The sequence below is a fragment of the Paenibacillus mellifer genome, assembly GCF_023195895.1.
Taxonomy (GTDB): Bacteria; Bacillota; Bacilli; order Paenibacillales; family Paenibacillaceae; genus Fontibacillus; species Fontibacillus mellifer.
In genome coordinates, this window is sequence record NZ_JALPRK010000011.1 from 1 (window position 1) to 12,516 (window position 12,516).

10 protein-coding genes are annotated in these 12,516 nt (G+C 53.4%); 4 read left to right on the forward strand and 6 right to left on the reverse strand.

Going from position 1 to position 12,516, the window contains the following annotated elements; translation table 11 throughout:
• Positions 1-347 precede the first annotated feature (347 nt).
• The 3 genes from M0651_RS13025 to M0651_RS13035 all read right to left on the reverse strand — a co-directional run bounded on the left by M0651_RS13025 (position 348) and on the right by M0651_RS13035 (position 3,449).
• The gene (locus tag M0651_RS13025) at positions 348-1,178 is read right to left on the reverse strand and encodes a carbohydrate ABC transporter permease (RefSeq protein ID WP_248552184.1); all 831 of its coding nucleotides are present in this window, start codon (positions 1,176-1,178) and stop codon (positions 348-350) included.
• Entirely contained in the window at positions 1,178-2,059 is an 882-nt protein-coding gene (locus tag M0651_RS13030) for a carbohydrate ABC transporter permease (RefSeq protein ID WP_248552185.1), read from the reverse strand. The genes M0651_RS13025 and M0651_RS13030 overlap by 1 nt, the downstream gene beginning before the upstream one ends.
• A gap of 76 nt (positions 2,060-2,135) precedes the next feature.
• Entirely contained in the window at positions 2,136-3,449 is a 1,314-nt protein-coding gene (locus tag M0651_RS13035) for an ABC transporter substrate-binding protein (RefSeq protein WP_372490956.1), read from the reverse strand.
• 220 nt (positions 3,450-3,669) lie between these two features.
• On the opposite strand from M0651_RS13035, the gene M0651_RS13040 reads away from it, so the two are divergent.
• On the forward strand, positions 3,670-5,427 hold the full coding sequence (locus tag M0651_RS13040; RefSeq protein ID WP_248552187.1) for a sensor histidine kinase: 1,758 nt from the start codon (positions 3,670-3,672) through the stop codon (positions 5,425-5,427).
• Positions 5,428-5,443: 16 nt separating this feature from the next.
• A complete protein-coding gene (locus M0651_RS13045; protein ID WP_248552188.1) occupies positions 5,444-6,973 on the forward strand; it encodes a response regulator in 1,530 nt (509 codons plus the stop codon).
• On the opposite strand, the gene M0651_RS13050 is transcribed toward M0651_RS13045, so the two are convergent.
• Positions 6,928-7,968 (reverse strand): LLM class flavin-dependent oxidoreductase, encoded by a 1,041-nt coding sequence (locus tag M0651_RS13050; RefSeq protein WP_248552189.1) that lies wholly within the window; start codon positions 7,966-7,968, stop codon positions 6,928-6,930. The genes M0651_RS13045 and M0651_RS13050 overlap by 46 nt on opposite strands.
• Positions 7,969-8,090: 122 nt before the next feature.
• Between M0651_RS13050 and M0651_RS13055 the strand changes: the two genes are divergently transcribed.
• Together M0651_RS13055 and M0651_RS13060 are read left to right on the forward strand one after the other, a co-directional pair.
• Positions 8,091-9,683: a glycoside hydrolase family 43 protein gene (locus M0651_RS13055; protein WP_248552190.1), complete on the forward strand. Its 1,593-nt coding sequence runs from the start codon at positions 8,091-8,093 to the stop codon at positions 9,681-9,683.
• Positions 9,684-9,709: 26 nt separating this feature from the next.
• Positions 9,710-10,438 carry an AAA family ATPase gene (locus tag M0651_RS13060; RefSeq protein WP_248552191.1) on the forward strand — a complete coding sequence of 243 codons (729 nt, stop codon included), beginning with the start codon at positions 9,710-9,712 and terminating at the stop codon, positions 10,436-10,438.
• Between the two features lie 256 nt (positions 10,439-10,694).
• Here M0651_RS13060 and M0651_RS13065 read toward each other — a convergent pair whose 3' ends face one another.
• Together M0651_RS13065 and M0651_RS13070 are read right to left on the reverse strand one after the other, a co-directional pair.
• Positions 10,695-11,525 (reverse strand): carbohydrate ABC transporter permease, encoded by an 831-nt coding sequence (locus M0651_RS13065; RefSeq protein ID WP_248552192.1) that lies wholly within the window; start codon positions 11,523-11,525, stop codon positions 10,695-10,697.
• Complete coding sequence (locus M0651_RS13070; RefSeq protein WP_282577904.1) at positions 11,525-12,412, reverse strand: carbohydrate ABC transporter permease; 888 nt, start codon at positions 12,410-12,412, stop codon at positions 11,525-11,527. The genes M0651_RS13065 and M0651_RS13070 overlap by 1 nt, the downstream gene beginning before the upstream one ends.
• Positions 12,413-12,516: the final 104 nt, after the last annotated feature.

Sequence of the window (12,516 nt, forward strand, 5' to 3'; positions counted from 1 at the left end):
CGGCGTTTCTCGCTGATGGCGGCAAAATTGTTGTACAAAATGCAACATTTCTGCCCATGCCAGCATAGACCACCTCAAAATGTTGCAAAAACTACAACATTTCGCGGCTGCAGTGAGGAGTTGACGGTAACCAAAGTGTGTAGATTCGCTCAGTCGCACGCGCTAGCTCCCTAAGCACGCACTAGCTCCAGTGCACGCACTAGCTCCAGTGCACGCGCTAGCTCCCCAAGCACGCATTTGCATCAGTGCCATGCGCCTGCTCCAATGCACGCGCGAGCTCCCTAAGCACCCGCTAGCTCCACCCACGCCTGCCGTACGCCACGCGCTAAGCGCCGCGCGATTCTCGATCAGCCTTTCACCGCACCGGCTGTTAAGCCGCTGACGATGTATTTTTGACCAAACAAATACAGGATAAATACCGGCAGGGAAGTTAACACCAGGTTGGCGAAGATCAGGTTCCACTCCCGGCTGTACTTGCCGTAGAAATTGTAGATGGACAGCGGCATCGTCCAGGTCGAGCTGTCGGTCAGGAAGTAGAGCGGAATCGTGATATCGTTCCATACCGACATGAAGACCATGATCGCAACCGTGGCATTCACCGGCAGGATCAGCGGCGTTACGATTCGGAAGAATACGCCAAACACGCTGGCACCCTCCAGGAACGCGACTTCGTCGAGCGCTTTCGGGATCGTTTTGATAAATCCGCTGTACAGAAACACACTAAATGCGGTGTTTAGCGATGCGTAAATTAGGATGACACTAGTGATGCTTCCGTAAAAGCCCAACGCTTGCACAATGCGAATGGTCGTAATCGTAGACATCGGAGCGATCAGACCCATGAAGAAGTACATGTACAGCGTATTTGCGAATTTCGTCTCCCGCCGCGCCAGGATAAAGGAGGCGGCTGAGGAAGCAACGATGTTGATCACGGACGATATGCCGGTAATCAATACGCTGTTCCAGAACGCTCGGGCGAGCCCGCCTTCCTCAAACACGCGCGCGTAGTTGGTGAACATCCATTTTTCGGGCAACTGGAGCGAGAAGTCGAGCACTTCGGCGCTTGTCTTGAACGAGCCGAAGATCATAATCAAGACTGGCAAAATAATCAGCAGAGAAGCTAGAAGCAGAAGGCCTTCAACGATATAGTTTCGTATGGCGACTTTGCGTGTGAATCCCATTATTCGGTGACCTCCTTACGCCGCATAAAGATGAGCAGCGGGATGGCAATGATCGTGACCGCCACGAACAGCAACGTGTTGATGGCCGTCCCCAGCCCCCAGCTTCCTTCGCCGAAGGACCGCAAAATGATCGTACCGACGACCTGGGAAGCGTTACCCGGCCCGCCGCCCGTCAAGACGAAGACCTCCGAGAAGACCTTGAGTCCGCCGATGAGCGTGAGCATCAGGTTAATATTGATCGCTGGCAGCAAGAGCGGCAGCGTGATTTTCGTAAACTTCTTCCAGGATCCGGCCCCATCGATGGTCGCCGCTTCGTAATACTCCTGGGAGATGGATTGGAGTCCAGCCAAGTAAATCGCCATTTGGAAGCCGGCATGCTGCCAAATCGAGATGATGGCGATCGTCCAAATGACGATATGCGGATTCGTGAGCCAAGCCTGGCTCAGAGCGTGCAGCCCAACCGCATCAAACATCCGATTGATGGCGCCTTCGGTGCGCAGGATCGGCGTAAAGACGATGCCGATAACCAGGATGCTGAGGATGGACGGGGAATAAAAGATCGCCCGCAGCAGGTTCCGCGTCTTCAATCGCATGTTGAGCGCGACCGCCAGCACAATGCCGATCAGGTTCTTCCCGAACACGGTGACGACGGCAAAGATCAAAGTGTTCTTCAGCGCCAGAATCAGCGTTTTGTCGGAGAAGATCTTTCGGAAGTTCTCCCAACCAACGAAGTCGATCGTTAGGCGATCCAGCCGCCAATCGGTAAAGGAATAATAAAAGCCCGTAAACGCCGGGATAACGAAAAAGATCGAGTAGATCAATAACGCCGGTAATACGAGATAATAGGAATATAGATTTTTGACCGATGCTTTCGATTTCATGTTCTCCCACCCCATTATAGACTGGGGCAGCATAAAACCCCGGACGGGACTTTATGCTGCCTGCCATTCTTCCGATTTAGAAACCGGGGATTTCTTTATCTTTCATCAATTGGCTGAACTTTTCGTCCCAGGATTTCAAGACTTCTTCCGGCGTTAATCCACCGGCGAATTGATCCTGCAGCAGCCGGTACAATTCACTGCGGTCAACCAGCATGAAGGCGTCGGTCGTCAGCACGGTTTTCTTCGGCGTGATGTAGTTATCGACAATCTCCTGCTTGTAGGCCGGCAGTTCCGGTGTGTTGACGTCGTTCAAGTTAGAGACGTAACCTTTGGAATCAACGATTTTCTGTGCGATTTCCTTGGATCCCATGAAGTTCAAGAACTCTTTCGCTTCTGCCAAGTGTTTGGCTTTCTTCGGAATGAACAGTTGTCCGCCCAGTGGGCTGGCTCCCAGGCTGGCATCCTGCTCGGAAGGGATCGGGAAAACACCTAGGTGCATGTTAGGATCTTGTTGAAGCACGCCTTCGATCAGCCAGTCGCCCATGAACATCATCGCGACTTCCTTGTTCAGGAATTTACCAACCGCCATATCGTAGCTGTCGCTCAGGACGTCGGTGTTGGTGTAGCCTTTTTTATACACTTCATATTGCTGCTCCAGGAACGTTTGGAATTCCGGAATGTCGGACCATTTTCTCTTGTTGTTGTTCAATTCATCAAAGAAGGTTGGATCGTTTTTGGATACGAAGTTAGCAAAAGCGGCGGCCGGCCAAATATTGGCGGACCAATTGTCCTTGTACGGCATGAATACCGGAGTAACTCCGCTTGCTTTAATTTTCTCACAGACGGCCAGGAACTCTTCGAAATTAGTTGGAATCGACAGGCCCAAGTCATCAAAGATGTCCTTGTTGTACACAACACCTTGCATCCCTGTATCCTGGCTGACATGGAAACTGTAGACATGCCCATAAGCGGAAAGGACGTCTTTGTTCAGAATCCGGCTGGCCCAAGGCTCGTTATCTAGAATCTCGAAGTTGCGCTCCAGATTCAGGTCGGTGGTGGCACTTGCCAGGTTGTATTGAATGATGTCCGGCGTTTCCTCAACAGCCAGCTTCGTTTGCAGGACCGTGGTCGTTTGCTCGGCTGGAATCAACTGAAGATTCACTTTGATGTTCGTTTGCTTCTCAAACTCATCAAGCAGGTCTTGCTGAATGAAGGCGGAGTCCTGCGAGCTCTTGGAGATCGCTAACTCGATGGTGACTTTGTCTCCTTTGGCGGCACCGGCGTTCGTACCGTCCTTCGCGGTATTGCCGGATTTTGCGCCTCCCGACCCGCAGGCCGCGAGCGATACGGCCAGTAAACCGGCGACAATCGCGGTGGTCGTTCTTTTCATTGCGTAATTCAAGGCAAATCCCCCCGTCTTTATGTTGTGAACTTGAATGCGCTTGCAACTTGATTATAGAATCCAGGGCAGCGAAGGTACATGTCTGAGGGTGACAGATGATGTGTAAAATTGTGAACTTGAAACCGTTGTCATGACGGGAGCCGAAATGGTACAGTTATACCATCAATTAAACGCAACAAGGCACAGTAAGGAGGCCTAAGGCTACGTCATGAGAGCTTTTTTCCCCGGCAAAAATCAGCTCAGTCTGCAAAACAAAGTCTTTCTAACTTTTGTGGCCTTGCTGTTGTTTATACTCGGCTGCTTTATCGTATATGTGAATCTGGTCGTCATCAAACCGCTGAAGGAGAAGACGGTCGAGGCCAAGCTGGCCGCGGCGACGAAGGTCAGTCAACAGCTCGACGACTATGTCGACAGCCAAAACCAGCTGTCCCAGCGGATCTTATCCAGTAAGGACATTTTTGCCATCCTTGAACGAGGGTATCAAACCGATGTAAACCTCGAACGGCTGAATCAAAGCCGCAGGCTCAAGGATCTGATGTTTCAGGCCATCGGACCACGAATGAACATCAAGGATATGGTGATTTACGACAAGTCCGGACGGCAGATCGTGTCTTACCTTGGGGAACGGGGCGACGAAGCTTCTTTGGAAGGCTATTTAAAGAGAAGCCTGATGAACGGGAGCTGGAGCGGCAACGGATTTGTGCTGGAGCGCCAGGGGAAGTCCATTTCGTTCATACGCGCGATCAACAACCAGAACGGCAAAGTGTTTGGATATCTCAGCATTCAATTGAACGAGACGTTTCTGCAGAGGATGACGAATGGCGTAGGCGCCGGAGAGGTATATATCCTGGATCGGCAAGGCCAAGCCGTTGCCGGTTCCAAGCCGGAGGCGGAGCATGCGGAGCTTACGGCGCGAGATTCGGACAGCGGGGTTTATGCGGATAATTACCGGAATTACGTAGCCTATTCCCGCTCAGAGAGCACCGGATGGACAACCTATCTCGTAACGCCAAAACAGGACGTGCTGGGACCGGTGAACTCAGTGAAATACCTGTCTATCTTGTTGATTACGTCGTTGTTGCTGTTGTCCTTCGTCTACATTTACTTCTCCTCGCGGAACCTGTTGTTGCCTATTCGCAAGCTGCGCAGCCAGATTTGGCGGATCAGCTACAGCAATATGAATATCAAAATGGACACTCGTTCGCAAAACAACGAACTGATCTTGCTGAACGAAGCGTTTCAGGACCTTATGGAACGTCTGCAGGAGTCGATCGAACGGGAGAAAGTCGCTCTGCACGAGGAGGTCAAAGCGCGAAACTCCGCGCTCCAGGCCCAAATTGCGCCGCATTTCATCCATAACGTGCTTTATTTGATCAGCATCGCCGCTCAAGAGGGCAAGACCGACGTTGTCTCCGATATGTGCAAGCATTTGTCGGACAGCTTACGTTACATCGTCTCATCGCCTTATGTACATGTAACCTTGGCCGATGAGCTGGAGCATACACGGCACTACTTGTCTCTCGTTCAGCAGAAATATGAAGAGGATCTGGTGTGGGAGATCCATGCGGACGAGTCGGCGCGGAACGTCCAGCTGCCGAGGCTGGTGCTGCAGCCTTTCGTGGAGAACTGCATCGAGCATGCCTTCTCGCGCAGCGACCCGCCTTGGCGGATCGACATCACGGTTAAACAGTTCAATGGCTTATGGGCGGTAGAGATTAAGGATAACGGCGATGGATTTCCACCCGGGAAAATCAGCGAAATCATGGACAATCTACGGGCAGCGGAAGCCGTCGGAGAGGGAGAAACACGGGGGACCTCGATCGGCAACATGGGGATCGTGAACAGTGTGGGACGGCTGAAATTGATGTATCAGAACCGGTTATTCTTTAATGTGTTCAATCACGCTGACGGAGAGAAAGGGGCTACGGTGCAGATCATCGGATCGTTAACGAAGGACTTCTACTGAACAAGGAGGGCACAGCATGTACAACGTGATGATCGTGGAAGACAGCAAACCGATTTTGCGGAACATCCGAACGCTGCTCAGTTCTCTGGAGCTTCCGGTTCAGGTGGTGGCGACAGCGACGAACGGTGAGGAAGCGCTGGAGTTGATCCGACAACAGCCGGTGGACCTGGTGCTAACCGATATCCGCATGCCGAAGATGGACGGTTTGACGTTGATCGAACAAGCGAAGCAACTCCGCCCGCGACTGTTGTTCATATTGATCAGCGGGTACAACGATTTTGAATACACGCGGAAGGCCATCAATTTGCAGGTCTTCGATTATTTGCTGAAGCCCATTGAGCGCAAACAGCTGGCGGAGGTCATGGATCGGGCGATCGAGCGGCTCCATAGCCGGATTCCCAGCGAAGCGGAGTTGTTCAGGGAGATTGTGGAGCCCGGGTTTTATGAAGAGCTGCAGCTCGGCGACCAGTTTCGTCATTATGGCAAGCTCCTGATCCTCATTCGGAGGCAGCCGTTTACGGTCGGACGGGAGCGTTGGAGTCCGGAGGAGCTGCAGCGCAGGCTGGGGGAGTTATTTTCCCCGCATCTGTGCTGGGTGTTTCCAACCCAAATGGCTAGTCAGTTCCTCGTGTTGGTGCAAAAAATGGCCATGGAGCCCTATTCCTCGGTGTATGAATGCTTCGAGTCGGTCCGCCGTACCTTAGAGGCTGAAGGGCTACCGGTATCGGTTGGCGGGCAATTGCAGTCCGGGGATCCGGACAGACTCCCCGAGTTGTATCACCGCGTATCGGGGATTTTGGATAAAGAGCAGCGCATTCACTGCGGCGTGGTGATCGATACGGAGATCTCGCATGGGCTCGGCGGTTCGGATAGCCCGGACTTGGATCGGGTGACGGTGGCCGCCTTCAACGAGCTCATCCAGGGTCGAGGGAAGGAGCAATTTTTGTTAAAGCTGAACGAGCAACTGGCGAAATGGGCCGTCGACAATTTCCGGCTCACGGAGCTGGAACGGTTCGTCGCGTTGATGGTGGATGCCTTCTCCCAAGCCTGGAACGACCAAGGCACCGGACACCGTCTGGAGCTCGAAGCGACATCACGGCGGTTGTTGGAGGCAGATAGCTTTGAGAAGTTCTGCCTGGGGTTTCAGGAATGGGCAAAGCAATCCTTCGAACAGGTGCAGGCACAGAACCGGAAAAGCGGGGAGGAGCTGTTTCGACAGATCGAAGAGTACGTCAGGCTCAACTTGTACTCGTATCTCTCACTTGCGGATGTAGCGCTCAAGTTTCATGTCAGTCCCTCGTATGTGAGCCGGGTCATGAAAAAATATACCCAAAGCACGTTCGTGCAGTATTATACGGGACTGAAAATCAAAGAGGCCTGCAGGCTGATGGCCTGCAAGCCGGAAATGCGTATGAAAGAGGTGTCTGACGCCTTATCGTTTAGCGATCAGCACTATTTCTCCAAAGTGTTCAAGGAATACACGGGGTACAGTCCGACGGATTATAAGGAACGTTGTCCTCCAAACAATTCCGACAGCAGCTCGTAAGAACGTAAACGAGCCTGATGATCGTAGACCTGCGCGGCGACGATGATCTCGTCGGCTTCGGTCTCCGCCAGCAAATGCTCCAGCCGGTTCCGTACGGTTTCCGGCGAGCCGATGGCCGAATAGCTGAGCTGACGTTCGACCAGGGCTTGCTCCTGCGGCGTCCAATCCAGCTGGTCGACGGGCGGGCTAAGCTGCGCGGTGCGCCGGCGGATTAGGTTGAGGAACTGCTGCAGCTGGGAAGTCGCCAGGCGGCGGGCCTCCGCGTCGGTATCGGCGACAATCACGTTAACGCCGATCATCGCATAAGGCTTCGCCAGTTCCTCCGACGGGCGGAAGTGCGTGCGGTACAGATCGAGCGCCGGGAGCAGGTAATCCGGCGCGAAATGGCTGGCGAAGGAGAACGGCAGACCGAGCTGGGCGGACAGCTGTGCGCTGAAGCCGCTGGAGCCTAGCAACCAGATCGGGATATGCAAGCCTTCGCCGGGGATCGCCCGCACGCGCATGGAGGAACCTGAGACGGGCTGGAAGTAGTTCCGCAGCTCGGCGAGCCGTTCCGGAAAGTCCTGCCCGTCGCTGCCCGGTCCGCGCCGCAGCGCATGCGAGGTCAGCGGGTCGGAGCCGGGCGCCCGGCCAAGTCCGAGATCGATCCGCCCCGGGTATAGCGACTCCAGCGTGCCGAACTGCTCGGCGATGACCAGCGGCGCATGGTTCGGCAGCATGATGCCGCCGGAGCCGACGCGGATCTTCTTCGTGCCTCCGGCGATGTGGCCGATGACGACCGAGGTCGCCGAGCTGGCGATGCCGGGCATGCCGTGATGTTCCGCCAGCCAATAGCGATGGTAGCCCCAGTCTTCGGCGTGCCGGGCCAGATCCAGCGAGTTGCTCAGGGATTCCGTAGCGGTGCTGCCGGTCGTGATTGGCGCCAGGTCGAGAATGGAGACGGGAATATGGGATAAACGATGCGATGAATCGTGTGAATGTGATGCGTTGGGCATAAATACAAGCCTCCTTAGGCATGAAATAGATACGAAAGCCTAATTTCTATTATAATCGAATTTTAAATAAATGAGAAAAACAATCACCAATCCGATAACAGTTATGAATAGGAGGAAATAACATGAGTGAACATGCTAGCATCACGAATCCGATTTTACGCGGTTTTAATCCGGACCCCTCGATTCTACGGGTCGGAGACGACTACTATATCGCGACCTCCACCTTCGAGTGGTTTCCAGGCGTACAGATTCATCATTCCCGGGATCTTGTGCACTGGCAATTGATCGGTCATCCGCTGACTCGGGTTTCGCAGCTCGACATGCTGGGTAATCCCGGGTCCTGCGGGGTATGGGCTCCGTGTCTCAGCTATGATAACGGTTTGTTTTACCTCATCTACACGGACGTCAAAAGCCGCCACGGCGCATTCAAGGACACCCCGAACTATCTGGTCACGGCCACCGATATTCGCGGCCCTTGGTCGGAACCGGTGTATTTGAACAGCAGCGGTTTTGACCCTTCCTTGTTCCACGACGAGGACGGGCGCAAATGGCTGGTCAACATGTTGTGGGATCATCGGAAAGGGAAAAACCATTTTGCCGGCATCGTCCTTCAGGAATACGATCCACAACAACAGAAGCTGGTTGGCCCGGTCAAGAATATCTTTCTGGGTACGGAGCTTAGGTTAACCGAAGGCCCGCATTTATATAAAAGAAACGGATACTACTACCTGCTCACGGCGGAAGGGGGCACGTATTACGATCATGCGGTAACGATGGCCCGCTCGCGAACGATCGACGGACCGTATGAAGTCGACCCCACCAATCCGATTCTGACGTCGTCGGGCAAACCGCATCTAGAGCTGCAAAAGGCGGGACATGCCTCGCTGGTCAAAACGCAAACGGGCGAGTGGTACATGGTCCACCTGACCGGGCGGCCGACGAAAGACATCTATTGCACGCTCGGCCGGGAAACGGCGATCCAGCGCGGCGTCTGGATTGAAGACGGCTGGTTCCGGCTAGAGACTGGCGGGAATGATCCGCGGGTCGAGGTGGATGCGCCTGCACTGCCGCCGCATCCGTTTGAACCGGTGCCGGAGCGCGACGATTTCGACGGCGGTGGGTTCGAGCTCGGCGTTCACTGGAGCACGCTGCGCGTTCCGCCAACGGAGGATTGGTTGACCTTACGCGAGCGCCCCGGTTTCCTGCGCTTGTATGGCCGCGAGTCGATGAACTCGTTGTTCCGGCAAAGCCTGGCGGCTCGGCGGCAGCAGTCGTTCCATTGCCTGGCGGAGACGGTAGTAGAGTTTGAGCCGGAGACGTTCCAGCAGATGGCCGGCTTGACCGTCTTTTACGATACGAATGATCATGTCTATTTGCGTATCTCCCGTGATGAAACGAAGGGAAAAAGTCTGAATCTCATCCAAACGAAAGCCGGGGTTTATGACGAACTGCTGGAAGAGGACATCTCGATCGAAGGCGTTTCGCGCTGCTGGCTGCGAGTTACCATTGAGCGGGAGCTGGCGCGTTTCGCCTACAGCCTCGACGGGGAGACCTGGCAGGCGGTCGGCAAAGCGGTTGACGTTAGCCACTTGGCCGACGATCCGGCGGAGAAAGTACGGTTCACCGGCACCTTCCTCGGCGTATGCGCCCAGGACCTCAGCGGGATGCGTAAGCCTGCCGACTTCGACTATTTTATTTACAGGGAGCTCGATTAATTCACACCGAAGGGAGAGGACGCGAGATGTATTTAAGAGAGGTGACGCTCCTGAAAGACAACATGCCCTCATCCAGAGAATACCCTTTCTCTCTCCCGTTAGTCCGGAAGTTGAACAAGCTTCGCCTTAGCCGTCCGGTCACGTTTTTTGTCGGGGAGAACGGTTCGGGTAAATCTACGCTGCTGGAGGCCATCGCCTACCAATGCGGGTTTAATCCGGCCGGGGGCGGGAGAAATAACGTCTACGAGGTGGACCGGTCAGAATCGGCGCTCGGCGATTATATCCGTCTCTCGTGGAACCCGAAAGTCACGAACGGCTTCTTCCTGCGGGCGGAATCGTTTTATTCGTTTGCTTCGCATATCGATGAGGTTGCGGCAACGCCGTCCTACGGAGGGTTGTCCTTGCACAACCAATCGCATGGCGAGTCGTTCCTCAGCTTGTTCAAGTACAGATTTGGCAGTCGGGGCATTTATCTGCTCGACGAACCGGAGGCCGCGTTGTCTCCAGCCCGACAACTGGCCTTGATGCGGATCATCCGCGACTTATCGGATCGCGCCCAGTTCATCATCGCCACGCATTCACCGATTCTAATGGGTTATCCGGATGCAGATATCTTGAATTTCGATGGGGATCGAATGGAAACCGTCCGTTACGAGGATACCGATCACTACCAAATTACGCGTCGTTTCCTGGAGAACCGGAACAGCGTACTTCGCACGCTGTTTGAGGATGAGGACGAGGATGACACGGTTTAGCCGAATAACTGCAAAAATACAGTTATTTACCAAATAACACGATTTACGCGAAATAGTTGCAAAAGCGCAGTTTTTGACTGCTTTTTTCGGCCTAATCGCAAAAAAGCCCAAAACACCTGCACTTTTGCAGGTGTTTTGGGCATTTGTCGATTTTACCCGCAAATACCTTCAGTTTTGCAGTTATTTGCTAAGCAACACGAAAACAGCCCCCGGTCCGTTGGACCAGGGGCTGTTCAAATTCCGCTTTAAAAGAAGATCAACCTTTCACCGCGCCGGCGACAACGCCTTTGACGATGTATTTTTGCAGGAAGATAAAGACGATGATCGAAGGCAGTACGGCCATCACCATGGCGGTCATCGCGTATTGCCAGTCGGAGGTGTATTGTCCGACGAAGGTGTACGCAGCCAGCGTCAATGTCTTCGTTGCCGGAGAGCCGTTAACCATGAGCAATGGGAGCAGGAAGTCATTCCAGATCCACATGACGTCGATGATGATGATCGTGGTGGTGACGGATTTCAACAGCGGGAAGATCACGCTGAAGAACAACCGGAAGCCGGAGGCGCCGTCGATCGTAGCGCTTTCGTCGATTTCCTTCGGAATCCCCTTCACGAAGCCGTGGTAGATGAATAGGGCGAGCGGAGCGCCGAAACCCCAGTACAAAATGCCGAGTCCCCACGTGCTGTCGGAGAGATGGAAGTTCTTCGCCATCTGCAACACCGTCAGCATGATCGATTGGAACGGAATCAGCATTGGCATGATACAGATGAAGTAAATGATCGAGCTGGCTTTGGATTTCGTACGAGCCAGCTTGTACGCAGCGATGGATGAGATCAACACGATCCCGGCCAAGCCGAGGACGGTAATGACCGTATTATTCAGGAACAGCCGCGGGTAGTTGATGAACTCCCAAACATAGCTATAGTTGGCAAAGGTCAATTTTTTCGGTAAAGCGATCACGTCGGTCATGACCTCGGAGAAGCTCTTCAACGAGTTGATGATGGTCAGGAACAACGGATAGAGGAACAGGATGGAGAGGAGCACCATCCCAATTTCCAGGACGATGCGGCCTGTTTTATGTTTTTTCATTACGCCTCAACCTCCCTGCGTTTGAAGATAGTAAGTTGGATCACCGTAATAATCAGCACCGCTACGAACAGAATCAGCGCTTTGGCCGTACCGTAGCCGTACAGGTTGTTCTGGAACGTGTCGCGGTAAATGTCGTACGCCACGCTGTAAGTCGTTCCGCCAGGCCCGCCGCCGGTCAAGGACAAGATGACGTCAAACACCTTGATCGAGTTGGTCAGCGCCATAAAGACAGAAATCGTAATCGATGGAGCGAGCAATGGCAGCGTGACGTTAAAGAATCTGCGGATTGGGCCGGCACCGTCCACCGTTGCAGCTTCCTTCAGATCTTCCGGAACCGATTGCAAACCCGCGATGTAGATGACCATGTAGAATCCGATGGATTGCCAGATGGATACGAACAACACCGAGATAAAGGCGAGTCCGGGTTCTCCGAGCCAGCTTAGGGCAAATACCCCCCAGCCGGTGCTGGCGCCAAGCGATTCAAAACCTTGCATGAAGATGAACTTCCAGATGAAGCCGACAATGACTAAGCTGAGGATGTAAGGAATAAAGAAGGCCGCTCTGAGCCAGGTTGTCGATTTCAGCTTCATATCGAGCACCAACGCCAGCAAAATCGCCAGCACGTTGATGAGCACGATATAAAGGATGGCGTATTTGATCGTAAACCAGGCCGCATGCGAGAAATTCGCATCGCCCATAAAAATCTGCTTAAAGTTGTCGAGCCCGACAAATTTCGGATGCTTGGAGATCCCGTTCCATTTGGTCAGAGAATAACGTATCGTCATGATGAACGGATAATAGAAGACGGCGATGATGGAAATCAGAATCGGCAACGTGAATACGCCAAACTCCAATTTATCGCCCCGTTTTCTCCCTAGTTTGAACATAATGGCACCTCTTTTTCGTGACGTATTGTTTAAAGCTCGGGTGAGGTTGGTTCCCTGCACACCTTGACTTTTTCGGCTATAATGATTATAAAACAGCGGTATTG